The organism is Commensalibacter sp. M0355 (genome assembly GCF_016101365.1).
GTDB classification, from domain to species: Bacteria; Pseudomonadota; Alphaproteobacteria; order Acetobacterales; family Acetobacteraceae; genus Commensalibacter; species Commensalibacter melissae.
Genome location: NZ_JACFQQ010000001.1, coordinates 425,544 through 450,032, shown reverse-complemented (window position 1 = coordinate 450,032; position 24,489 = coordinate 425,544). Strand labels below are relative to the sequence as shown.

The window sequence follows — 24,489 nt, the reverse complement described above, 5'->3', positions numbered from 1 at the left end:
AAATGCCTTGGTGACATGAATGATTATTAATTTTGTTTATCTCATCTTTAAGATAAAAATGGAATATTATTGACAGGGACAGGATTAAATCAAGTGCGATTCTGGATTGCTATATTATTGATTGTAATAGGGTTTAACACGCATGTTATTTGGGGTAAAGAAAGCGATAAAATCTTTAAAGCGCATGTTGAGGCAAGTATCATCAGTGCAAGCGATTTCAATGATGATGTTGATCGGTCTTTACTAGCCCTTAAAATCAAACTGGAGCAAGGGTGGCACACTTATTGGCTGAATCCGGGAGATGCGGGAGATCCTGCTTCGTTACAAGTTTCAATCAACCATGATAGAAAAATTATATTTCCAAAAATAGAATGGCCTGTTCCAAAGAGGTTGTTTGAAAATGGTTTATTGTCTTACATATATGATGGGGAAGTTATTTTACCTTTTTATCTTCATATTCCAGAATCCTATCGTGCCAAAGATCTGCATCTTCATATCAAGGCGACGTGGTTGATTTGTGCCAATATCTGTGTTCCCGTGCAGGCTGAATTTACAATTGATCTACCAAAAGGAAAAATCAATCAGGCAAATGAAGCGATCTTAATTCAAAAATCACTGAATAATAAACCTAGGCCTTTGCAATATAATTTATTCATTACACCAAATGGAAAATTGTGGGGCAATAAAACAGCTCCTCTGTTTGATCAAGTGCAGGATGCTTGGTTTATGCCAGAAAGATCGGGATTGATTGATCAAGATCAAAAACAGCATTTTAAAATCAATCCAGAATATTTTGAATTGAAATTGCCCCTATTATCTAAAAAACCGCTTGATCAGTCCTTGGCTGGTATCTTGGCATTGAAGGATTACAATGGCAAGCTTCATTACTGGTCAATTCATCCCATAATTAAAAAGAAACCTGTCTCACATATTCTGAATCTATTTTTATTGATCAGCAGTGCCTTTCTTGGTGGGTGCCTGTTAAATTTCATGCCTTGCGTTTTTCCTGTCATTGCTATGAAATTGTTATCCTTAAGTCGTTTGGGAAATAAAAATCGTGCCTATCAATACCGGTCATGTCTGTCATACACGGCAGGGATCTTGAGCAGTTTTACGGGCATATCGCTCATATTTATAAGTCTGCGCTGGATGGGAAAACAGATAACATGGGGTTTTCAGTTTCAATCGGTTTCATTTTTGATAATTCTATGCTGGTTATTATTTATTATTGCCTTAAATCTTCTCGATGTCTTCACGATAAATTTTTCATTTTATTCAAGAACAAATTCATCCTCTTACCTTTCTGATTTTCTTACAGGTATTCTTGCTGTCTTGGTTGCAACACCTTGCACCGCACCGTTTATGGGTATAGCTGTCGCAGCCGCCTTAAATAGTTCAGCCGAAAAAACTTTTTTTATATTTATAGGAATGGGATTGGGTCTATCCTTTCCCTATTTGCTATTGGTTTTTATTCCAAAATTGACCCGTTTTTTACCGAGACCAGGAATATGGATGGAAATATTGAAGCAATTTTTGGCATTTCCCCTAATACTTAGTTGTGTGTGGCTGGTATGGGTAATTTATCAGCATAATCAGTCCATATCTTTATTAACTGTTTTGTTAGGGTGTGTTTTAATTGGATTTGGAGCATGGTTATTGGGTAAAAATCAGCTATTGCGATATAAAACTGCTACACGTGTATTTCAAAGGGTTTCCAGTATCACGCTTATTCTGATTTTCATTTTGTTAGGGGGTATGATCACGGAAATGAATCTTTTGCAATCATCTAATAAAACAGTGGAAAATAGGGAATATATGGTATTTTCATTAAAGAATGTTCAGCAATTGCAGATTGATCATAAAGCTGTATTTGTTAACATGACGGCAAGTTGGTGTCTAACATGTCTCGTTAATGATAAGGTTGCCTTATCCAACCGAAAAGTAAGAGACTATTTCCATCGTCATCATATTCAATATGTGATTGGTGATTGGACACATCACAATAATGAAATCAGTCGTTTTCTAAAACAGTTTGGACGGGAAGGGGTTCCACTTTATATTTATTATCCTGCCTATGGAAACCCCAGGGTGTTGCCCCAAATCCTGACCCCGGATTTGGTGATAAAAAATATTGAAAATGTTAAAAATTAAAAATCGAAATAATAATTACAAGTAGTGAAACAACTCATAAAGTGATAAATTGCCATTGAAAATATAATAATTACAAATGGATATCAAGGTTTGCACAAATGAAGGTAGGGTTGTTCATTCCATGTTATATGGATGCATTGGAACCTGAAGTTGGTATTTCAACTTTAAAGTTATTGGAACGTTTTGATCTGGATATTACATATCCTTTTGATCAAACCTGTTGTGGTCAACCCATGACTAATACGGGGTGTCATAAAGAGGCTGCCGCGACTGAAACCCTGTTTGTGAGGAATTTCTCGCAATTTGATTATATTGTCATGCCATCGGGAAGCTGTACGCATCAGGTTCGTTCCAATTTTGATGCCATCGAACAGACTGATGAGGTAAAACATGTCAGAACGCATACTTATGATCTGGTTGAGTTTCTGCATGATATTCTCAAGATTGATTCTTTTCCCTGGGCGTTTTTTCCCTACAAGGTTGCCATTCATAATAATTGCAATGCATTGAGAGGATTAAGACATGCGAGCATGTCAGAATTGAGGGAACCATATTTCTCAAAACCCAGGGATTTGCTTGAAAAGGTAAGAGGAATTGAATTTGTTGAATTGACACGTCCTGATGAGTGTTGTGGTTTTGGGGGGACTTTTTCAGTTTTTGAGGAGGGTGTTTCAGCAAAAATGGGTCAGGATAAGGTTATGGACCAATATAATAGCGGTGCAGAATACGTAATTTCCGCAGACAGCTCTTGTCTCATGCATCAGCAGGGATGCGCGCAACGGATGAAAATTCCCGTGAAATATGCCCATATTGCACGCGTTCTGAATGGAGATCTACAATGAATGTTAATATTAATTCAGACGTGAATGATGTGGCGCTTCAACATGAAGTTGGCGCAAGGGGCGCGGTTGTCAAAGGTAATAAACCCATAGATCAGCTTGAAGCCGCCAATCGCTTTATCGCTGCGCAGGCCCACGAGAAAATGCATGATAACCGTTTATGGGATTTACGTAAAAAGCGTGATGCGCAAATGCATCTTATCCCAGAATGGGAGGAACTTAGACAGTTGGCTTCGGATATCAAGGAGCACACGCTTGATCATCTTGCTCATTATCTCGAAATGTTTGAAAAAAATGCCAAAGATAATGGTATTCATGTTCATTGGGCGCAAAATGCTGAAGAGTGTAATTCGATTGCCATCGAGTTGATGAAAAAACGCCAGACCAAAATTTTAGTGAAAAGCAAATCCATGCTTGGGGAAGAATGTGGTTTGCGAAAGGCTGTGGAAAAGGAGGGGATCAACGTAATTGAAACGGATCTGGGTGAACGGATCCAGCAATTGGACAATGAGGATCCAAGTCATGTTGTTGTTCCGGCTGTTCACAAATCCCGTACGGATGTTTCCAAGGTTTTTACCAAAACTCTCGGGGCACAGGCGGGCAATAATGATATACATTATCTTGCCGAAACCCAGCGCGAAACAAATCGTCCCTTGATCCTGAAAGCCGAAGCTGGCATGACAGGAGGAAATTTTTTGGTTGCTGAAACGGGTGCGGTGGTTGTTTGCACGAATGAAGGGAATGCCGATCTTTCTGCCAATACACCCGGGTTGCATATTGTAACGGTCGGAATTGAAAAAATAGTTCCAGGACTTGAACATCTGGCAGTATTCATTCGTTTATTGTCACGTAGTGCGCTAGGTTCCCCAATAACACAATATACATCTTATTTCCGAGGGCCCAGACATCATGGCGGGGAAATGCATGTCATACTGGTCGATAATACGCGTTCCACCCGTTTAGCTGACAAGAAATTCAAGGCAGGCTTGAAATGTATACGCTGTGGTGCCTGTATGAACACATGTCCCGTGTTTCGTCGTAGTGGTGGATTAAGTTATGGAAGTACCTATGCAGGGCCAATTGGTTTGATACTTAGTCCGGGATACAATGCCCATAAATTTCGCAACCTTCCCTTTGCCTCAACCTTGAATGGCAGTTGTTCTAATGTCTGTCCTGTTAAAATCAATATTCATGAACAAATTTTTGAGTGGCGAGAGACATTGGCAGAAAAAGGTGAATTGTCCCTTGCAAAAAGAATATTGATGCAGGCCGCCGGGAAAATTTTGGGCAATCCGGTCCTGTACAGGGCCGCGATAAAAAATGCCGATCGGGCATTGAAATATCTCCCACATTTTATTGTTTACAATAATCTCAATAAATGGGGAAAACAGAGGGACTTGCCACCTGCACCCAAGGAGACCTTTCATGGCTGGTATGAAAAGAATTATCTGAAAAAGGAAAGCGTTAATGAATAGTCGTGATATCATTTTGGGCAAAATTCGCAAGGCCTGTGTTGATGAATATGTTAAGCCTCCTTCTGTTCCCCTGTTTCACCAGAATGATCTTGATTTGATAAAAAAATTTAAGAAAGTTTTTGAGCAGATGGGGGGTGAATTACTGGAAAATCATGCCGATAATCCTTTTGAGTCGATTTATGAAAAACTTTCAAACGCAAAGAATATCTGTTCTGTTGTTAAGGAAATAAAGGGTGATTATAATATAACGGATCAAACGCCTCCGAATAGTTTGCATGATATTGACTATGCAGTTGTCAGGGCAAGTTTTGGTGTGGCTGAAACAGGATCTGTTTGTCTTACCGAAAAAGATCTGGTTGTAAATACTTTGGGTTATTTACCGCAACATCTGGTCGTTTTATTGAACAGCTCTGAAATCGTGGAAAACCTGCATGATGCGTATGCACGTCCGGAATGGAGGCGAAATCATTATGCAGCACTACATACAGGTCCCTCGGCCACCGCAGATATTGAAGGGGTATTGATCCATGGCGCCCAGGGTGTACGTTCATTTTCCTTGTTATTGCTTTAGAATCTAGTATTTTTTGGAAATGGCTGATTGAGGCAGTGTTCCCAATACCCCAACAGGATATTTACCTTTAGTTGAAGAAACAGGTTGTGTATCATGGACTGGGGGTGCGGCAGATTCATTGTTGGGAATGCCATCAGGGAAAACAGCATTTAAATCTGCGTTTGAAGCTGGAGGTTTGTTGGTAGCAGGTGCTATAATCCTGTGATCTGGAGGGGACATATCATGTTTTACAGCGGTTGAAGATGCCTTATCATTCAAATCCTGTGTTTTAATTGAGTCTGAAATTGGTGTGCCTGTGGCATCAACAATCCAGGGCTCCAAATGATTGCGAATTTGATATTCTAGTTCCACATTGACATCTTGCATCATTTTTTGGGTAATATCATATAAATTTGCTCGGCTATCTAAGTCTCCCTTATTATGATCAGTCTGGTATGTATGATTTGTACTGACCTGAATTGAGCCAACTTTTCTATTATTGTTGTTATAAATATCAAGACGAATATCAATTTGCCCGTAAACGGCATCATCATTGTTTTCTTGCAAAGAAGCTCGGCTGATTGTAAATATAGCCTTTCCGGATGTGCCTCTTGCTTTAAGACGATTATTAACCATGTTATTCAAGGCCATGGCGGGAGGGGTCGGGCTTAAATTGGAAATATCCCTTGGATATTGATTTGCGTTAGAATGATCCTGTATGCTTATTTGTCCAACATTCAGGAATATAGGGGTTAGATAATCATATGTTAGTGGTGCATATTGAGTGGTATCTTTATGTGCACAAGCTGATAATATCACGACCGGACTAATCCATAAAAATGCAGATAAATAAAATTTAAATCGATATGATAACGATTTGCGTAATTCGAATGACATGACAACCCCTTGATATTTATAAATTCATTAATTGCTGGTTACGTTAAAACAGGTTAATTATACGTATATATTTAACCTGTTTATCATGATATAATCCTATTCCAAAATTTAGTCATGATAACAAATCTTTTGAAAAAATTATATCATATTACTATTCCAATTTTATGAATGATATAATTTGTTTAGAATAAAATATGACAATGATTATGATAATAGAGAGTTAAAAGCTTATTTGTTTGAAACAATACGAAGAAATCATAATTTTATTAGGTGTTATTTATTAAAACAGTTTTTTATCTGTTTTTTGGTCATTTAAAAATTAAAAAGTGAATATTATAATTAGTAAAAATTCTATAGAATTCACATTTGTTTATATTCAACAAATAGAAAATTTTAACAGTATTTTGAATTTGCTTATTAATCGATATTATTTTTATTAGATTTCTTTACGAGAAAAAATAAAATCGTAACAGCAAAATTCGCATGTCATGATAATTTTTCCATTTTCTGCCATGCTATCAAGTTCATCTTTGGAAAAATTGTTCAAGACCTCTTGTAACCTTGATCGGGAACAACGACAACCATAAGCGACACTTTTCGGCTTGCCAACAGAAAATTCCAAACTGTTGAAAAGACGATAAAGTAATTTTTCTGAAGCCAGATTTTTATCAAATAACTCTGAAGCTTTTAAAGTGTTGGCTAAAATACATATTGTTTCCCATTCTTTTTCATCATTTTCAGCGGCTGGTTTCAAAACGATTGAATTTTCATGGGCAATTTTTTCAAGAATTAGGCCGCCAGCTTGCCATTTATTTTGATAGCATTCGCAATATAATTGAATTGAATAGGGAAACTGCTCACTATTTTCAAAATAGTGACTGGCCATTTCTGCAAGTGTTTCTCCTGTCAGTTCAACCATCCCCTGATAATTGTCTTTTTTGTCTTGTTGGTCTACGGTCAGAACGAATAATCCTTTTTTCAAAAGTGTTTTTGCTGATGCATTTTCAGTAAAATTATTTATTTTGTCTTTGTCATAACGAATATAGAAGCGTAGCTCGCCTTTATGGGTACAATCAGCAACCAACATTGACACGACTCCCTCTCCTTTGATTTGCAAAGAAAAGGATCCTTCAAATTTTAATGATGAAGCCAGGCCAGCAACTAATGACAAAGCTTCACCTCCCAGTTTGGTGATACAGTCTGGGTAGTTGTGGCGTTCAAGAATGGAATGAGCTACAGGTCCCAAACGAATGAGCCTTCCTCTTGCCGAAGGGAAGAAAAAAGGCGTAATTCCCTTGCCGTAGGTAATATCTGGAACATTGGGTCGATCATTATTGGAATGATGAAGGTTTTTCATGGTTATCTTCTCAAGAAAAAAACGAATAGCCGAGAAATCTTTTTTGAAAAGATAGGCTAAATATTGTCTATTTCAAGAATGGAATTAACGGGAGCCGTAATCACGCCAATTATCACCCATCAAAGCCCAAATCAGAATGGCTTTATGTGCGTGAAGACGATTTTCAGCTTCATCGAAAACAACTGATTGTTTACTTTCAAAAACCTCAGCGGTTACCTCTTCACCGATATGGGCAGGCAAGCAATGCATGAAAATGGCATCATGGGCGGCTAGTTTCATTAAATCGAGATTAACTTGATAAGGATGCAATAATTTCAAGCGTTGTTGTTTTTCAGAATCATTATCAGACATGCTAACCCAGGTATCGGTAACAATACAATCCGCATCTTTAACTGCCTTTTTTGGATCTGTGGTCAGCTGAATGTCTGCCCCCATTTCTTTGGCCCATGACAGTATGGTTTTTGAGGGCAATAAATCGGGTGGGGTGGCTAATTTAAGAGTAAAATCAAATTGCGCGGCAGCTTCAATGAAAGAATTTGCAACATTGTTACCATCGCCAACCCAGGCAATTACACGTCCCTTGATAGGACCTTTATGTTCTTCAAAGGTCATGACATCAGCCATGACTTGTCCAGGATGCGAGGCGGGAGTCAGTCCGTTAATAACGGGGACTGAACTTAATTGTGCCAATTCGGTCAAATGTTCGGAACAGCCTGTTCGAAGAACTATGCCATCCACGAATCTTGAAAGAACACGGGCAGTGTCGGCAATGGTTTCGCCCCGGTCAATCTGCATTGTACTGGTTGATAAAACAATCGGATTACCGCCCAGTTGATGAATTCCCACCTCAAAAGATACGCGCGTACGGGTTGAAGGTTTGGAAAAGATAAGTGCGATTGAACGTCCTTTCAGAGGTTGGGCAGGATGTGAGGGATATTTTCTATCTTCCTGCATTTCTTTGATTTGAGAGGCGAGGGTGATAATATCTCTTAAATTTTGTTTACTAATATCTTTGAGTTCTAAAAAGTGTTTTATTTTTTTTGATTGAGAAATAATTGGGTTATTCATAGAAATTACTCATTGAACAGATTTCAGGTTTTTACGTAATTGCTCGGCAGCATTTCTTAACCGGTGAATACCATCCAGGCATTCCTCCTTGGTTATAATTAGGGGAGGAATTATGCGAATGACATTATTTCCTGCCAATACGGTCAGTAGATTTTGCTCTAGGGCTGCATTTTGAATTTCGTTTGCTGGAATGGCTCCCTTTAATCCCAATAAAAGACCCTTTCCGCGAACTTCAGCGTAAACATCTGGATAAATCTCGGTTAATTGTTGCAGTTGTTCCTTTAGATACAGTCCTGTTTCCCGTATATTTTTCAGGAATCCAGGTTTCAATATGATATCCATAACTGCATTTCCAGCCGCACATGCAAGAGGGTTTCCTCCAAAGGTTGATCCATGCGTTCCAAAGGTCATGTGTTTGGCGATTTTTTCCTTGGCAAGAAAAGCGCCCATAGGTACGCCCCCGGCGATACCCTTTGCCAATGAAAGAATATCAGGTTCAATATCTGTCCATTGATAGGCAAAAAATTTACCTGTTCTGCCAACTCCGCACTGAACTTCGTCAAATCCTAGGAAAAGATCATTCTCATCACAGATTTGTCGCAATGCCTTTAGAAAATCAGGAGAAATAACAGTGATTCCACTTTCGCCTTGTATGGGTTCGATCAGAAATCCTGCCGTATTCTGGTCAATGGCTTCTTTCACCAGGTCAATATCATGTATTGGAATATGTTTGATTCCAGGTATTTTAGGCCCGAAACCTTCCAGATATTTTTGATTGCCTGTCGCATTCAAAGTTGCAATAGTTCTTCCATGAAAAGCGTGATTAAAACAGATGATATCTGTTCTTTCTGGATGGTTGTTTTTATATTGGGCGCGACGAATAGCCTTTATGACTCCTTCGTTTGCCTCTGCCCCAGAGTTGCAAAAAAACACACTGTCGGCAAAACTTATTGCTATTAATCTTTCGGCTAATTTTATTGCCTGAGGAATTTGGTATAAATTGGAAACATGAATGACTTTTTTTGCCTGTTCCGAAATAGCTTTACACAAAAGGGGATGATTATGACCTAGAGATGATGTTGCAATTCCAGCCCCGAAGTCCAGAAATCGTCGCCCATCAACCGTAAAAAGCCACACGCCGTTTCCATGGTCAAAGGCAAGGTCTGCACGATTATAAGTGGGCATCAAAGCGGAAATCATAATCTCTCTTGTCGATTTTATTGAAGGAAACAGACATAATTAATGATTGAGAAAAAAAAGTCAATTTATTCCTAATATAATCAAGGGTAATTGATTGGATAATGTTTAAAGGGAAGTGATGCAAATCATGTCAAACAGGATACAGCTTCCTGACTTAAAAGAGTATGCACTGAATTATCTTGCCCGTTATAATAATACCGAGGCAGGATTGGTTAAACTTTTAAGGCAGAAAGTCAATCGTTGGATTAAACAAATTCAAAAGGAGGACGATCAAGATTACGATGAAATTCTCAAGAAGGCATACGATAAGATTGATCAGATTGTCAATGAATTGAAGCAAAATGGCGGTATTAATGATGACAGATTTATTTTTTCCAAAATGCCATCCTTGATCCGTGCGGGTTGTTCCAAAAAACAAATTCAGGGACGTTTTATACAAAAGGGAATCAATCCCTCCTTAATTCAGTCCTCCTTGCAAGAATATCATGATGATCATCTTGAGCTGCTATCCGCTTTGGCCTATGCACGGAAAAGGAAGATTGGACCATTTCGTAAGCGTTTGTTAAAAAAAACAGCTGAACTGAAGGATCGTGAACAAATGATCCTTGCAAGGCGTGGATTTTCGTTTACAATCTCAAAAGAAGTTTTGTCGATGACCCATGCAGAGGCAGAAGAATGTATCAATAAAATACGTTCTTTATAGGGGAAAATGAAATCAGGATTTTTTGTTCGCGTCTTAATCATGTTTTTTGGAATTCTACCCTTGCTGGCTGCCTGTGGAGGGGGAAGAAGCTATCATGGCTCCTTGCAATGCGCACCCTATGCCCGCAAGATCACTGGTGTTGAACTTCAGGGGGCAGCCTATAGTTGGTGGTATCAGTCAAGAGGGAAATATTATAGAACCAAAAGGCCAGAACCGGGGGCAATATTGGTTTTTCGTAAAACTTCCAGATTGCCTTATGGGCATGTTTCTGTCGTAAAAAAACTTCAGGATTCACGCACGATTATTGTTGATCATGCCAATTGGGAAGCGCAGAGAATTGATCACAAGGCGCCAATTATAGATGTTTCATCACGTAATGACTGGTCTTTGGTAAGGGTTTGGTGGGCTCCTACGGGAAAGATCGGTATCAAGCGATATGCGACTTATGGTTTTATTATTCCCAACAAGTCGTGATCAAGGCAACAAAAAACCGCGTGATTTGCAATTTGGTGTTAAAAGTAAAATATAGTATGATAATTTTAATTAAATTATGATATTTCCTGTGTTTAAGTTAGAAAAAGTCGATTGAATTTTCCGAAAATTGTCTGCATGTGTAAGTTGTGTAAGGAATAAATATATTATGGGCAGTATGAGTATTTGGCATTGGCTGATTGTATTGATTGTGGTTTTGCTGGTTTTTGGATCAGGAAAGATTTCAACATTAATGGGGGATCTGGCCAAGGGTATCAAGATTTTCAAGAAAAATATTGCCGACGATGAAACCCCGTCCTCACAAAGCAAGACAATTTTGCCAGATGTCGACAACAAAGGGGATACCTCTGTTTCCTTTAACGATAATAAGGAAAAAAAACCTGTATCATCCGAAACACAGAAATAAGGTTTTGTTGTTTCAGAAGAGGTTTTAGATTAATAACGAAAGAAAATTTGCCGTTTATGACGACTATCTATACAAACGGACAGGCAATTCCGCTATCAGCCCGGGGTTCTGTAACAGCTTTGGGCAATTTTGACGGTGTGCATCGTGGGCACGTTTATTTATTGGAGACTTTAAAAAAACAGTTTCCAGACCGTTCTTTATCTGTAGTAACTTTTGAACCTCATCCAAGACAGCTTTTCGAAGGCAGGGAAATTTCATTTCGATTGACGAATGCAGATGAACGAAATGCAGCCTTGTCCGCTCTGGGTGTTGAAAATATTTTTCAGATAACATTTGATCAAGAATTTGCTGCGCTAGATGCAAAGAATTTTATTCATCAAATTCTTTATAAATCATTCGGGATTTTTCATTTAGCTTGCGGTGAGGGTTTTGTATTCGGGCACAATCGTCAAGGAAATACCGATTTTTTGATTTCTGAAGCGGATAAACTGGGTATTGGCGTTACGATTGTAAAACCTTTGCAGGAAGAGGGGACGGTAATTTCTTCCAGCCTTATCCGTTCCTGTCTGAAAAATGGAAATCCTGAAAAGGCTGCCCATTATTTGGGTAGGATCTGGTGCATTCAGAATATAGTGGAGCATGGGGATAAAAGGGGCAGGACAATTGGTTTTCCAACTGCGAATTTACAGTTGGGTGAACAGGTAGAGCCCAAATGCGGGGTTTATGCGATTAAAATTCGGTTGGCCAATGGGAGAATGCATGAAGGAGTGGCCAATCTCGGATACCGTCCAACAATTGGAAAACAGACCAGAGCCTGTCTGGAAGCCCATTTGTTTGATTTTAACCAGGATATTTATGGTCAAAAGATTACTGTTTATTTGTATCATTTTATTCGTCATGAAAAACGTTTTTGTGATTTGAATGAATTGAAAAAACAAATAGCCCGGGATGCAAATAATGCGAAAGAATTTTTTAAAATAAAAAATGACTCTGTTAATTCCTTGTAAAAAAGAATTATTAATAATGATAAATTTTATTTTTTAGAAATTGGTTTTATTTTATAAAATCAAATATTATCTTAATCTACTTTAATTTTACAGTTAGAACGAAATCATGGCTGAATCCAAATCTACCGATCTGTATAGAGATACAGTATTTTTACCTTCAACCTCATTCCCAATGCGTGGGCGGTTACCTCAACGGGAACCTGAAATTTTGGAACGTTGGAAAAAAATAGGATTGGATGAGGCCATTATCCGGCAATCGGATCAACGGATTTTGGAAGGGAAAAAGGTCTTTACCCTGCACGATGGCCCTCCCTATGCCAATGGACATTTGCATATCGGACATGCGCTTAACAAGATTATCAAGGATGTGATTAATCGTTCCCATCGTATGAATGGAGAGGTTGTTCGATATATTCCCGGTTGGGATTGTCATGGTTTGCCCATTGAGTGGAAGGTAGAAGAGAAATATCGCAAGGCAGGTAAAAACAAGGATGATATCCCGGTATTGCAATTTCGGGCAGAATGTCGCAGCTATGCCCAAAACTGGTTGTCAATTCAATCATCCGAATTTCAGAGACTTGGGGTTCAGGCAGAATGGGATCACCGATATGCAACAATGGATTTCAGTTCAGAGGCAGCCATTGTTGAAGAAATTGGTCGTTTTCTATTAAATGGCAGTTTATATCGTGGCCTGCGTCCGGTTATGTGGAGCCCGGTTGAAAAAACAGCTCTGGCTGAGGCCGAGATTGAATATCACGATCATACATCGACAACTATATTTGTAGCTTTTCCTTTTGTCAAAGATCCAACACCCCAGCATTTATTGGAAAATGTCTCGGCTGTTATCTGGACAACGACTCCATGGACAATTCCTGCGAACCGAGCCATAGCTTACAATAACGATATAACCTATCAAATTATCAGTGTTAAAGCTGTTAAGGCTGATTCCCACGTGTCCATTGGAGCTAATTTTCTTATTGCACAGGATTTGCTGACCTCATTTTGTGAACAGGCAGGTATTACGGAATTCAAGGAAGAGGCATCGCTTGAAGGAAACGCGTTGGCAGGTGCAGTTGCAGCGCATCCCTTGCGGGGAAAAGGCTATGATTTTGATGTTCCTTTATTAGCAGGCGAGTTCGTCACGACTGAAGCGGGAACAGGATTGGTTCATTGTGCTCCCGCACATGGTGAAGATGATTTTTATTTATGTCAGCAACATCAAATTGGTGTAACGGAATATGTTGAAGATGATGGGCGTTACGCTTCGGATGTTCCTCTATTTGCCGGTATCCATGTTTTCAAGGCGGCTGAACCTGTCTGTGAAGAGTTAAACTTATCCAGAGATGAGGCAAGGAATGCAAACAAATCATTTACTGGTCTTGTTGCCCAATCCTCCATCGTGCATTCTTATCCTCATTCCTGGCGATCACGGGCCCCGATTATTTACCGGGCTACCCCGCAATGGTTCATAGCAATGGATGATAATAGAAAAATTCGTGAGAATGCATTGTCAGTTCTAGAGGATGTTACATTTGTTCCCGCACAAATCCGTAACCGTTTGACCAGCATGATTGCCTCGCGTCCCGACTGGTGTATTAGCCGGCAACGTGCCTGGGGTGTGCCAATCGCCGTTTTTGTCAATAAGGCAACCCGTGAGGTTTTAAGGGATGCTGAAGTTATGCAACGGATTGTAGAAGCTTTCAAAAAAGAAGGTGCAGATGCATGGTATAATTCTTCTCCCTCGCGTTTTCTTGGTGAAAATTACAATAGTGAAGAATATGAACAGGTGTTTGATATTGTGGATGTTTGGTTTGAAAGTGGTTCAACGCATGCTTTTGTCCTGGGTAGGGACAAACTTGATTTTCCTGCGGATTTGTATTTGGAAGGTTCCGACCAGCATCGTGGTTGGTTCCAGTCATCGTTGCTCGAATGTGTGGGAACACGTGGAGTTTCACCTTACAAGGCCATTGTCACTAATGGATTTGTAATGGATGAACAGGGACGTAAAATGTCAAAATCCCTCGGTAATGTTATTGCACCCCAGAATGTCAATGATGAACTTGGTGCAGACATTTTGCGTTTATGGGTAATGAACTCTGATACGAATGAAGATCTTCGAATTGGAAAAGAGATTTTAAAACAGCAAGGTGAATTATACCGACGTTTAAGAAATACGTTACGTTGGGTTCTTGGAGGTTTGGAAGGGTTTTCAGATAAGGAAAAACTTGATTATGAAGATCTTCCTGAACTTGAGCAATGGGTTCTGCATCGTATTTATGAAATGAATCAGGTTATTCAAAAAGCTATTCATACTCATGAATGGGTTGGGGTTTATCCTGCTTTACACTATTTTTGTACAAGTGATTTGTCGGCTTTCTATTTCGATATCCGCAAGGATTCACTTTATTGTGATAAAAAAGAGAATATACGTCGTAGGGCGGTTCGAACCATATTGGATGTTTTGCATAGATGTTTATGCACTTGGTTGGCACCGGTGTTATGCTTTACTGCAGAGGATGCATGGACTGCTCGCTTTGGTGAGAATGCGACTGTTCATTTGGAAGAATTTCCTCTCATACCTGTGAAATGGTTGAATGATGATCTGGCAAAACGTTGGATTCAATTACGTTCTATTCGTCGTATCATTACGACGGAAATTGAAAATATGCGTCGGGAAGGGATTATCAAGTCTTCGCTCCAAGCTGCTGTAGAATTGAATTTTTCAGAGGAAGAAGCCGTTTTGTTCGGTCATTATGACTGGGCTGAACTGGTTATTGTGTCCCGGGTTGATATCAATATTATACCGGGTTCGGCATCTTTATATTCAGTGGAAACCAAACAGGGTGGAGAGGGTCATGCCGCACCTCGTATTCGGGTAGCAACAGGATATAAATGTGCACGTTGCTGGAAAGTTCTCGATGAAGTGGGAGGCAATTCAAGTTATCCAGAATTGTGCTTGCGTTGCATTGATGTTATTTCGTAATATTTGGTTTAGGGATTTTCATGAATAAAAGTTCCGTTGTCATGCAAGTTAATCATTTGAAAAAATGGTATTGGGGATTGGGAATGCTGTTTCTGATATTCTTGCTGGACCAGATCAGCAAATACTGTATTCTCAATATAGTAAATTTGCCCCAAAAAGGTTCTATTCCCGTGATTCCATTTTTCAACTTCACTATGGTATGGAACAGGGCAATTACTTTTGGCATGTTGGGTCAGTTTGGTTCATGGGGATCCGTTATTTTTTCTGTTTCCGCCTTTGTGATTGCGGCAAGTTTATTCATATGGATGATTCGTGCCCGTAAAATCTGGGTTATCATGAGTCTGGGTGCCATTGTTGGCGGAGCGTTGGGAAATATCTTAGACCGTTTGCGCTTTGGCGCAGTGGTTGATTTTATTCATTTTCATGTTGCAGGGTGGTCATGGTATGTTTTCAATGTTGCAGATAGCGCAATTGTTTGTGGTGTGATTATCTTGTTAATGGATGCTTTTTTTGGTTGGGAAGAATAGTTTAATATGATACGAAATAGATTCATATTATTAACTATTATTGCTTTTACGGATTTTGTTAAGGAATAAGACGGATGATAATGCGTAAATCAGGTTTGAAATTTTTATTGCCCATGGGATCCCTAATCGGTATTGTTGTCTTGCTTTCTGCCTGTTCCGGTCAGGATGTTTCCCGTGCATTTGGTATCAAAAGATCAATGCCTGATGAATATACCGTTACGACTCGCGCGCCTTTATCAATGCCACCTAATGATAGTTTGATGAAGCCTGATGAAAATGGAGTCAGACCTCAAGAACAGTCCATACGTCAGCAGGCACTGGAAATTCTTTCTCCCGATGTTGCCTTGGAAGGCATGAAAGATGTTCCAAGCCAGGGCCAAACCCGGTTGATTCAGGATGCCAATCAATCAGCTGATCAGGAACGTCATAATGAGTTGGTCACGCAGAATGGTTTTGTTGACCAGGTCATGTTCTGGAAAAATGGCAAGCCTTCAGATTTGGCTGTTGACAGTGTGGCTGAAAATAAACGATTGCATAATAACTTGAGTTTGGGTTTGCGTCCTGATGACGGGGCAACACCAACGACGACACAAAAATAGGTTTTTTGACAAAAGAGGGTTATAAAAAAGATTTGCAATTCTCCAAGTCATTATTAGAATAATGATTATTCGCCCTTTATCCGAACATACAGTTAATTTAATTGCTGCAGGAGAAGTTATTGAGCGTCCTGCCGCCGTTGTTAAAGAACTTGTGGAAAACGCGCTTGATGCAGGGGCAGGCAGAATTGAGATCAATCTTGACAACGGTGGTATTGATCATATTCAGGTCATTGACAATGGTTGTGGAATAGAGGCTGATGACCTGCCTCTTGCAGTTTCAAGACATTGTACTTCAAAATTGTTTGAAGATGATCTTGTAAATATTAAAACATTGGGATTTAGGGGGGAAGCTCTGCCTTCCATTGGGGCCGCCGCCCGATTGAAAATTATTTCGCGTGTCAAATCGGCGGAAAGTGCGTGGCAGATCTCGGTTGAAAGTGGTAAGATTGTAAACCCCAGTCCGTCCGCTGGTCAAATGGGAACACAAGTTGTTGTAGAAGATTTATTTTATGCGCTTCCTGCACGACGTAAATTCTTGAAAACCGCTCGAGTTGAATATAATCGGTGTGAAATGATTATACAGCGTTTGGCCATCTCTCACCCCGATGTTTCATTCACTGTTATAAAAGATGGTAAGACCGTTTTGAATCTACCGATTCAATCGCAAAAAGACCGTATTTTGGCAGTGTTTTCTGATATTCATGATGAAGAACTGATTATGTTGAATTTCGATCGGGGGGATTTGAAATTATCCGGTTTCATCAGTGCTCCATCTGTAAATCGGGCAACAACAAATGGTCAAATTATGGTTGTTAATGATCGGCCTGTTGCTGATCCAGTAATGCAAATGGCTATTCGTGTTGGTTATCGTCAAGTTCTTGAAAAAGGACGTTATCCTGTTGCCGTACTTTTTCTGCAGCTACCTTTGGATCAGGTAGATGTGAATGTACACCCTGCCAAAACTGAATTGCGTTTTGCTGACGAAGCTGCAGTTCGAGCCTTGATAATTGGTAGCATTCAAAAGAGTCTGGCTATTGGTGCGGGAGTTGCAAATGTTAATCCTGAATCTTTGCATGTTTTTCCCACCACACAATATCATTCCAAAAAAGCTTCTATTCAATATCCCGCGTATCAGCAAAGAATGGGTAAGAACAATAAAGAATTTTTTCAAGAAGAAGATGCATGTGCCGGGGACAGTTTTGAATTGGGAGCAGGATTATCTTTCAAGGATGTTGGCGATACGTTATCAAGATTACCTGATAAAAAATATCAAAAAACTACTGCAACCTTGCCTTTGGGATATGCCGTGGCACAAATTTTCAAAACGTATATTGTTGCTGTAACGGAACATGAAGAATTTGTCATTGTTGATCAGCATGCAGCTCATGAACGTTTAACTCATGAGGCATTACGTCAACAGTATTTAGAGACTGGAATACAAACACAGTCTTTACTTATACCGGAAGCAATTGAATTATCTGCTGTTCATTATCGTTGTCTTATGGGTTTTAAGGACAGTTTGGCCGATTTGGGAATAGAAATAGAATCTTTTGGTGAAAAAACGATTCTGGTCAGGGCTTTGCCACAACTTTTGGGAAGCATTTCCGCACAGTCGCTTTTGATTGATCTTGCCGAAGAATTGCAGGATAAAGAACAGATGTCGGTTAATGATATTGAATCTGTCCATACCCAACTTGATGTTATTCTTGCCAGAATGGCATGTCATAACAGTGTAAGGGCAGGCCGCTCTTTGAATGAGGAAGAGATGAATGCCCTTTTACGTCAGATGGAGGCCACTCCAAGGGCAGGAACCTGTTCACATGGAAGACCGACATGGCTGAAATGGAGCAAAAAAGATATGGAAAAATTATTTCATCGCTCTTAATAAATTGATATTAAGGAAAAATTAATTTTAAGTAATATTGACAAAAATAAAAACTTTCTGGGCAATATGGTCAGAAAGTTGTATATAATCGAACAATTGTTACGTTTAAATAGATTAAAAAAGAGAATACCGTGCATTCAGTACTGCTTACATTAGTAACGTATTTGCCTTTGCTTGGGGCTTTGGTCATCTTTCTTATGCGTGGATCCTTTGAAGAGGTTGCACGCACTTCCCGTTGGATTGCTTTATGGACAAGTATCATAACATTTGGTCTGTCAATTGTTATGTGGAGTGAATTTCATCCTCGACACGATGGATATCAATTTGAAATTCAAAATTCATGGATTTCGGGATTTGGTGTTTCCTATCATGTTGGCGTGGATGGGATCAGTTTATTTTTTATTATCCTATCAACTTTATTGACCCTGATTGGAATAATGGCCGCATGGCAGATGATCACGGATCGTATCCGTGATTATATGGTTGCTATTCTGGTGTTGGAAACGACATTGGTTGGCCTGTTTTCCGCCCTAGATATGGTTGTATTTTACTGTTTTTATGAAGCGACCCTGCTGCCAAGCAGCATGTTAATTGGAATCTGGGGAGGTCCGAAACGGATTTTTGCCTCTTTGCAATTCTTTTTATTCACGTTTGCTGGTTCTTTATTTATGATGATTGGGATTTTGTGGATATGGGTGAATACAGGTACCACGGATATTCCCGTTTTAATGCACGCATCTTTCTCACCTGCTGTCCAGGGGTGGTTATTGCTGGGTTTTATCCTCGCGTTTGGAGTCAAATTGCCTCTCTTTCCTCTGCATGCCTGGTTACCAGCCGCATATGTTGAGGGTCCGGCGTCGACCACCTTGCTGGTTTCTGGCGTCATGTCTAAGGCAGGCGCCTATGGATTATTAAGATTTTGTGTTTTAATGTTGCCTGAGGCATCTCACCGTTATGCAATGCTGATTATGGGATTGGGTATATGTGCGATTATTTATGGTGCAATAATCGCTTATAAACAAACAGATATTAAACGGATTATAGCCTATTCATCATTTTCTCATATGGGTCTTATTGCCATAGGATTTTTCTCTCTGACACCAGAGGGAATTGATGGCGCCCTATTACAGGTTCTTACTCATGGGGTAACAATTGCGGCACTTTTTTTATGTGTTGCCGCTGTCACCTATCGTATTGGTACAAGAGATATCGAGGCGTTTGGAGGTATCGCTAGTAAAATGCCCAAACTGGCCTTGCTTGGAATGATCTTTATCATGGCCAATGTTGGACTGCCTGGTACGGGTTCGTTTGTGGGTGAATTGCTGGTCATGATTGGAGTTTTACATATATCATTCTGGGTTGCTTTCCTGGGAGGATCAAGCATGATATTAGGTGCTGTTTATATGCTGGTCATGTATCGCAATGTCATATTTGGAAAAATTGTTAATCCGGTTATCAATTCAATTCGGGATCTAAACGCAAGAGAAATGACAATCTTGGTACCATTAGCCGTAATTATCCTGTGGATGGGGATTTATCCAAACAGTTTCTTATCGGTTTTTAATCCGGTAGTGACTGCCTTTACAAATTCAGACCGTATAGCAGAATTGATGAATCATGGTCATATTGTGGCCGATAATATTAATAATATGCACAGTATTTTTGTTCGCTAAGATTTGATAGTCTAAGCGAATATATTTGATTAATACCCACGTTGCCTCTCTTGGCTTATGCGTGGGTTTTTTTTATGATTTATAGTGATTATTTTAATAATTTTTTTAAAAGGTAAATTATGATCAAATCTGTTTCTGGCGAAGTGGCAATTGGAATTGATAAAAAAGGATTGCGTCAAGAAAGTGATTCAATGGGAAAAATAGAGGTCCCTGCGGATCGTTATTGGGGAGCACAGACTGAACGTTCCTTGCATCATTTCAATATTGGTGGGGATGTCATGCCGCGTGAGGTCTATCATGCCTACGGTATTGTTAAACATGCCGCCGCAGAGGTGAATTGTGAAGCGGGCCGTTTGGATGAAACGAAGGCAAAAGCAATCATTCAGGCTGCTGAAGAGGCAGCCAAGGGTGCGCTTGATGATCATTTCCCGCTTTGTGTCTGGCAAACAGGTTCAGGTACACAAACCAATATGAATGTAAATGAGGTGCTTGCCAATCGGGCCATTCAGCTTTTAGGGGGGGAGATCGGTTCCAAAAAACCTGTTCATCCCAATGATCATGTGAATATGGGACAGTCTTCCAATGATAGTTTCCCGACAGCTATGCATGTCGCTATGGTAATGGAATTGGAAAGGCATCTTTTTCCAGAATTACAAAAATTACATAATGCCATTGAGCATAAAGCTAAGGAATGGATGGATGTTGTAAAGATCGGTCGTACCCATTTACAGGATGCAGTTCCTTTAACCGTTGGTCAAGAATGGTCTGGTTGGGCTGCTCAATTAAAGGAAAGTTTACATCGTTTAAAATCAGTAGAGAAAGAATTGTTTGAACTGGCTGCAGGTGGAACAGCTGTTGGAACAGGATTGAATGCGCCAAAAGGTTTCTCCAGGGCAATTGCTAAAAAAATCGCTCAAATCACCAGCTATCCTTTTGTAACAGCGCCCAACAAGTTTGCCTCCTTGGGTGGACTTGACGCTATGGTGGCCACGATGTCTGCGTTACGTGGCGTTGCAGTTGTTCTATTAAAAATAGCAAATGATACTCGTTGGCTCGCTTCAGGACCACGATGTGGACTTGGAGAACTTCATTTGCCTGAAAATGAACCGGGGTCGTCAATTATGCCTGGAAAGGTCAATCCGACTCAATGTGAGGCAATGATCATGGTTTGCATGCAGGTCATGGGTCTTGATGCTGCCGTTGCCTTTGCTGGCTCACAGGGTAATTTGCAGTTAAATGTAACGCGTCCGCTGGTTATCATGAATACGCTACACGCCAGCCGATTGTTAAGGGATGCAGCCAAAGCCTTTCGTGAATTTTCAGTCGAAGGGACAACATTAAATAATGCGCGTATTCAAAAATATATTGATAATTCATTAATGCTTGTTACAGCTCTGGCACCTGTCGTTGGATATGATGGGGCGGCTAGAATTGCACATATGGGGGATGTTGAAGGATTAAGTCTTAAAGAGGCGGCTTTAAAATCGGGATTGATTGATGAAAAGCAGTTTGACGAGCATGTAAAACCTCGGTTGATGGCTGGACATGGTGTTGAAGGTGCCTAAATAAAAAGATTTAATTTTCTAGGCATCGATAAAATGTTTTAACAACGAATAGAAAGGAATTTAATAATTCCTTTCCATGGCAGATAAAACGAATATTTATAATATAATTGAATTAAATATCCAGTAAATCAACAGAACCGGCATGCTCCTGTATAAATTGGAAGCGCATTTCTGATTTTCTTCCCATTAAATCAGAAACACGTGTTTCCGTGATTTCTTTTTCATCATGAGGAATGATGACTTTCAATAGGATACGGTGTTTGGGATCCATTGTCGTTTCCTTTAAATCCTTGGGTGGCATTTCACCCAAACCTTTAAAACGAGAAACTTCAATTTTACCTTTTTTTTGGCTCAACCTTGATAAATTACGGTCTTTATCTTTATCATCCATGGCATAAATAATTTTATCTCCTTGGCTAAGACGGTATAAGGGTGGTTGAGCCAGATAAATTTTTTCTTGAAGAATAAGCTCTGGAAGTTCTTGATAGAAAAAAGTCATCAATAAAGAAGCAATATGCGCACCATCAACATCCGCATCTGTCATGATAATGATGCGACCATAGCGTAGTTTATCGATATCAAATGCGGAACCTATGCCACAACCCAAGGCTTCTATTAAATCTTTTAATTCCTGATTATTATTTAATTTTTGATTGGAAGCACTTGCAACATTGAGAATTTTACCTCTCAAAGGTAAAATTGCCTGAGTTTCGCGATTACGGGCTTGCTTGGCCGATCCTCCAGCAGAATCTCCCTCTACGATAAAGATTTCTGTTTGATTGGTATTAGAACTTGTGCAATCGGTCAGCTTACCTGGTAATCTTAAACGTTTTGTTGCGCTTTTTCTTACTGTTTCCCGGTTTTCTTTACGTTGTAAACGTTCTTCAGCTTTATCAAGAAGGAAAGAGAAAAGTTGATCTGCCTGATTTGGATCGGCTGCCAACCAGTGATCAAAACGATCCCGTAGTGCGGTTTCAACAAGTTTGGTTGTATTTTTTGAGCTTAGTTTCTCTTTTGTTTGTCCCTGGAATTCTGGATCCCGAATAAAGATGGACAATTTTGCCGCAAGAGATCCCAGCATATCATCAGAAGTGATGATTGAGGATCTTCTATTGGACCGGTTTTCCCCCCATGTCCGAATTCCTTTTAACAGGGCATTTTTGAAGCCCTGTTCATGGGTTCCACCCAATGGCGTCGGTATGGTATTACAAAACGATGCCAAACCGCTTTCACCTTTTTCCAGCCATGCCAAAGACCATTCAATTTTGCCTGTATTTTCACCTTTTGAATCATTGGGTAAATTGACGTCACCGGACCATATAGGACAGATCAACTGGTCCGAGTCGGTTTCTTCTTTCAAACTGTCTTCAAGTCCATTAGCAAAATGCAGGATTGTCTCCCTTGGAATATCAGTGTTATTCACTAATTCAGGATCACACGACCAGTTTAGGGTGACACCTTTATAAAGAAACGCCTTGGAGCGACACAGTTTATACAACTGTTTCGGTGAAAATTGCAGTTTGCCAAATATCTCGATGTCAGGAATAAAACTGATTTGGGTTCCTCTGCGATTTTGTATATAACCACATTCAATTAATGGAGTAATCGGTAATCCGCGTTCATAGGTTTGTTTCCACAGCATCTTATCACGGGCAATTTCGATTTCCATCCAAGAAGATAGGGCATTGACAACAGAAGATCCAACTCCATGAAGACCCCCAGCAGTATTATAGACTTTATTGGAAAATTTCCCTCCTGCATGAAGCGTGGTTAGAATTACTTCCAGGGCTGATTTATTTTTAAATTTTGGATGAGGGTCAACAGGAATTCCGCGTCCATTATCGCGAATGGTTAATTTGTTATCCTGTTCAAGTTTTATGTGAATGGTGTTTGCAAAACCGCCAACGACCTCATCCATGGCATTATCCAATATTTCAGCTGCCATGTGGTGCAGGGCGTTTTCATCCGTACCACCAATATACATACCAGGTCGCTTTCTGACAGGCTCCAAACCTTCAAGAACCTCTATGTCTTTGGCGTTATAATCGCTGGTAACAGATTTTATCCCTTTTACATTTTTCTTGTCTGCAAAATGGGTTTTAGAAGAATTGTTTGAAGAAAATAAATCGCTCATATAAGTGTTTTTCGCATAAAAACACGTTTTTACAAAATGTTTTCTTCATGACTCTTAAATTTTGAGATTATTTTTTGTGAATAGCCGCTTTGCGTGTGATTCGTCTTTTTCTAACGACTTTGCCTTTTTTATGTGTTGCAGGTGCCTGACAGATTTCATAAGATGCTGGTTGGAGAATATCTTTTGCCTCTGCATATTGAGACAATTCACTTGCCGTTTTCAATGGTTTGATTTCATCAAACATGGACATTCTTTGAATGCAGAAAATTGTTCCCGCTTTAAGTCCCTGAGAGGATTGTACGTTGGCTAGCTGTGTTATGTAATCATCATATGCTTTTTGATATGCCTTTCCTGAGCGTTTTCCGTAACTTGACCGGAAATACCCCTTCAATTTAACTTCCTCACTGCTAACAATCGGGCGGAATTGATTGATAAAGGCGTTATATTGATTTTGAGCCTGACATGAAAGGGCTGTCACCATTAATTCGCTTTTCAAGCCTTCTATATTAAAAGCTTCGTGAGAAGGGGAATTATTGCAAGTGGCCGTTGAAGCCCATGATGGATTCGAAAACATTCCCGCAGCGATTAATCCAGAGAAGAGAAAACGTTTAACTAATAGAGACATTGAGTGCTCCAAATCGGATATGAACTAAAAAGATTGGTTGGGTAGTTAAAAGAATATTGGATTTATTCTATAAAAGTTTATTGCAGTTGTATATGACATTATTAAATCGGATATAACAGGAATTGTACATAATGCAATAGTTTATATTCACATTTTGCAATAATAAACGAAAATAAAAAAACTAAAATTCATCTAAAATATCATAAAGTTATTGGTGATTTTGTTTTTATCTGGTAGTGATCTTTGTAAGTGGATGTGTGATTGATACAAAAGGTAGGAATAAATTCTTACATCTTTTTTACCAATCCGGGTTTAAACTAATATTCTCATCAAGTTTGTAATTGTAAACTGCC

General features: G+C 39.5%; 19 protein-coding genes and 1 pseudogene. 14 read left to right on the top strand and 6 right to left on the bottom strand.

Annotation, left to right across the window (positions count from 1 at the left end; genetic code table 11):
* Positions 1-69 precede the first annotated feature (69 nt).
* From H3T44_RS02200 to H3T44_RS02185, 4 genes are all read left to right on the top strand, one after another.
* On the top strand, positions 70-2,151 hold the full coding sequence (locus tag H3T44_RS02200) for a protein-disulfide reductase DsbD (RefSeq protein WP_198195834.1): 2,082 nt from the start codon (positions 70-72) through the stop codon (positions 2,149-2,151).
* Positions 2,152-2,249: 98 nt separating this feature from the next.
* The gene (locus H3T44_RS02195; protein WP_110438287.1) at positions 2,250-2,993 is read left to right on the top strand and encodes a (Fe-S)-binding protein; all 744 of its coding nucleotides are present in this window, start codon (positions 2,250-2,252) and stop codon (positions 2,991-2,993) included.
* A complete protein-coding gene (locus H3T44_RS02190; RefSeq protein WP_198195833.1) occupies positions 2,990-4,465 on the top strand; it encodes a lactate utilization protein B in 1,476 nt (491 codons plus the stop codon). Before H3T44_RS02195 ends, H3T44_RS02190 begins: the two co-directional genes overlap by 4 nt.
* On the top strand, positions 4,458-5,036 hold the full coding sequence (locus H3T44_RS02185; protein WP_110438285.1) for an LUD domain-containing protein: 579 nt from the start codon (positions 4,458-4,460) through the stop codon (positions 5,034-5,036). The genes H3T44_RS02190 and H3T44_RS02185 overlap by 8 nt, the downstream gene beginning before the upstream one ends.
* 3 nt (positions 5,037-5,039) lie before the next feature.
* On the opposite strand, the gene H3T44_RS02180 is transcribed toward H3T44_RS02185, so the two are convergent.
* The 4 genes from H3T44_RS02180 to H3T44_RS02165 form a co-directional block, all read right to left on the bottom strand.
* Entirely contained in the window at positions 5,040-5,912 is an 873-nt protein-coding gene (locus H3T44_RS02180) for a hypothetical protein (protein ID WP_198195832.1), read from the bottom strand.
* A 436-nt stretch (positions 5,913-6,348) separates the two neighbouring features.
* Positions 6,349-7,269: an Hsp33 family molecular chaperone HslO gene (locus tag H3T44_RS02175; protein ID WP_198195831.1), complete on the bottom strand. Its 921-nt coding sequence runs from the start codon at positions 7,267-7,269 to the stop codon at positions 6,349-6,351.
* An 84-nt stretch (positions 7,270-7,353) separates the two neighbouring features.
* Positions 7,354-8,337 carry an ornithine carbamoyltransferase gene (gene argF, locus H3T44_RS02170; protein ID WP_198195830.1) on the bottom strand — a complete coding sequence of 328 codons (984 nt, stop codon included), beginning with the start codon at positions 8,335-8,337 and terminating at the stop codon, positions 7,354-7,356.
* A 9-nt stretch (positions 8,338-8,346) separates the two neighbouring features.
* Positions 8,347-9,537, bottom strand: a complete 1,191-nt coding sequence (locus H3T44_RS02165) for an aspartate aminotransferase family protein (protein WP_198184615.1) — start codon at positions 9,535-9,537, stop codon at positions 8,347-8,349.
* A gap of 118 nt (positions 9,538-9,655) precedes the next feature.
* Here H3T44_RS02165 and H3T44_RS02160 point away from each other — a divergent pair, with 118 nt between their 5' ends.
* The 10 genes and pseudogenes from H3T44_RS02160 to fumC all read left to right on the top strand — a co-directional run bounded on the left by H3T44_RS02160 (position 9,656) and on the right by fumC (position 21,377).
* Positions 9,656-10,240 carry a regulatory protein RecX gene (locus H3T44_RS02160; RefSeq protein WP_110438280.1) on the top strand — a complete coding sequence of 195 codons (585 nt, stop codon included), beginning with the start codon at positions 9,656-9,658 and terminating at the stop codon, positions 10,238-10,240.
* 6 nt (positions 10,241-10,246) lie between these two features.
* Positions 10,247-10,714 (top strand): CHAP domain-containing protein, encoded by a 468-nt coding sequence (locus tag H3T44_RS02155; RefSeq protein WP_230873441.1) that lies wholly within the window; start codon positions 10,247-10,249, stop codon positions 10,712-10,714.
* Between the two features lie 166 nt (positions 10,715-10,880).
* A pseudogene (locus tag H3T44_RS02150) lies at positions 10,881-11,054 on the top strand (twin-arginine translocase TatA/TatE family subunit); the annotation flags it as partial.
* 140 nt (positions 11,055-11,194) lie between these two features.
* A complete protein-coding gene (locus tag H3T44_RS02145; protein ID WP_198195827.1) occupies positions 11,195-12,145 on the top strand; it encodes a bifunctional riboflavin kinase/FAD synthetase in 951 nt (316 codons plus the stop codon).
* A 106-nt stretch (positions 12,146-12,251) separates the two neighbouring features.
* Positions 12,252-15,128: an isoleucine--tRNA ligase gene (gene ileS / locus H3T44_RS02140; protein ID WP_198195826.1), complete on the top strand. Its 2,877-nt coding sequence runs from the start codon at positions 12,252-12,254 to the stop codon at positions 15,126-15,128.
* 20 nt (positions 15,129-15,148) lie between these two features.
* Positions 15,149-15,655: a signal peptidase II gene (gene lspA / locus H3T44_RS02135; RefSeq protein ID WP_255412349.1), complete on the top strand. Its 507-nt coding sequence runs from the start codon at positions 15,149-15,151 to the stop codon at positions 15,653-15,655.
* Between the two features lie 74 nt (positions 15,656-15,729).
* Entirely contained in the window at positions 15,730-16,254 is a 525-nt protein-coding gene (locus H3T44_RS02130) for a DUF3035 domain-containing protein (protein ID WP_198195825.1), read from the top strand.
* A 61-nt stretch (positions 16,255-16,315) separates the two neighbouring features.
* The gene (gene mutL, locus H3T44_RS02125; RefSeq protein ID WP_198195824.1) at positions 16,316-18,139 is read left to right on the top strand and encodes a DNA mismatch repair endonuclease MutL; all 1,824 of its coding nucleotides are present in this window, start codon (positions 16,316-16,318) and stop codon (positions 18,137-18,139) included.
* Positions 18,140-18,270: 131 nt separating this feature from the next.
* Positions 18,271-19,812 (top strand): NuoM family protein, encoded by a 1,542-nt coding sequence (locus tag H3T44_RS02120; protein ID WP_122123802.1) that lies wholly within the window; start codon positions 18,271-18,273, stop codon positions 19,810-19,812.
* A gap of 119 nt (positions 19,813-19,931) precedes the next feature.
* Entirely contained in the window at positions 19,932-21,377 is a 1,446-nt protein-coding gene (gene fumC / locus H3T44_RS02115; protein ID WP_198195823.1) for a class II fumarate hydratase, read from the top strand.
* A gap of 112 nt (positions 21,378-21,489) precedes the next feature.
* Here fumC and parE read toward each other — a convergent pair whose 3' ends face one another.
* On the bottom strand, positions 21,490-23,511 hold the full coding sequence (parE, locus tag H3T44_RS02110; protein WP_198195822.1) for a DNA topoisomerase IV subunit B: 2,022 nt from the start codon (positions 23,509-23,511) through the stop codon (positions 21,490-21,492).
* A 67-nt stretch (positions 23,512-23,578) separates the two neighbouring features.
* On the bottom strand, positions 23,579-24,136 hold the full coding sequence (locus H3T44_RS02105; RefSeq protein ID WP_198195821.1) for a hypothetical protein: 558 nt from the start codon (positions 24,134-24,136) through the stop codon (positions 23,579-23,581).
* Between the last annotated feature and the right edge of the window lie 353 nt (positions 24,137-24,489).

Excerpts from the sequence above, each read along its gene's own strand:
- H3T44_RS02195 (WP_110438287.1), top strand. The coding sequence starts at position 2,250 with ATGAAGGTAGGGTTGTTCATTCCATGTTATATGGATGCATTGGAACCT.
- H3T44_RS02190 (WP_198195833.1), top strand. The coding sequence starts at position 2,990 with ATGAATGTTAATATTAATTCAGACGTGAATGATGTGGCGCTTCAACAT.
- H3T44_RS02185 (WP_110438285.1), top strand. The coding sequence starts at position 4,458 with ATGAATAGTCGTGATATCATTTTGGGCAAAATTCGCAAGGCCTGTGTT.
- H3T44_RS02180 (WP_198195832.1), bottom strand. The coding sequence starts at position 5,912 with ATGTCATTCGAATTACGCAAATCGTTATCATATCGATTTAAATTTTAT.
- H3T44_RS02175 (WP_198195831.1), bottom strand. The coding sequence starts at position 7,269 with ATGAAAAACCTTCATCATTCCAATAATGATCGACCCAATGTTCCAGAT.
- argF (WP_198195830.1), bottom strand. The coding sequence starts at position 8,337 with ATGAATAACCCAATTATTTCTCAATCAAAAAAAATAAAACACTTTTTA.
- H3T44_RS02165 (WP_198184615.1), bottom strand. The coding sequence starts at position 9,537 with ATGATTTCCGCTTTGATGCCCACTTATAATCGTGCAGACCTTGCCTTT.
- H3T44_RS02160 (WP_110438280.1), top strand. The coding sequence starts at position 9,656 with ATGCAAATCATGTCAAACAGGATACAGCTTCCTGACTTAAAAGAGTAT.
- H3T44_RS02155 (WP_230873441.1), top strand. The coding sequence starts at position 10,247 with ATGAAATCAGGATTTTTTGTTCGCGTCTTAATCATGTTTTTTGGAATT.
- H3T44_RS02145 (WP_198195827.1), top strand. The coding sequence starts at position 11,195 with ATGACGACTATCTATACAAACGGACAGGCAATTCCGCTATCAGCCCGG.
- ileS (WP_198195826.1), top strand. The coding sequence starts at position 12,252 with ATGGCTGAATCCAAATCTACCGATCTGTATAGAGATACAGTATTTTTA.
- lspA (WP_255412349.1), top strand. The coding sequence starts at position 15,149 with ATGAATAAAAGTTCCGTTGTCATGCAAGTTAATCATTTGAAAAAATGG.
- H3T44_RS02130 (WP_198195825.1), top strand. The coding sequence starts at position 15,730 with ATGATAATGCGTAAATCAGGTTTGAAATTTTTATTGCCCATGGGATCC.
- mutL (WP_198195824.1), top strand. The coding sequence starts at position 16,316 with ATGATTATTCGCCCTTTATCCGAACATACAGTTAATTTAATTGCTGCA.
- fumC (WP_198195823.1), top strand. The coding sequence starts at position 19,932 with ATGATCAAATCTGTTTCTGGCGAAGTGGCAATTGGAATTGATAAAAAA.
- parE (WP_198195822.1), bottom strand. The coding sequence starts at position 23,511 with ATGAGCGATTTATTTTCTTCAAACAATTCTTCTAAAACCCATTTTGCA.
- H3T44_RS02105 (WP_198195821.1), bottom strand. The coding sequence starts at position 24,136 with ATGTCTCTATTAGTTAAACGTTTTCTCTTCTCTGGATTAATCGCTGCG.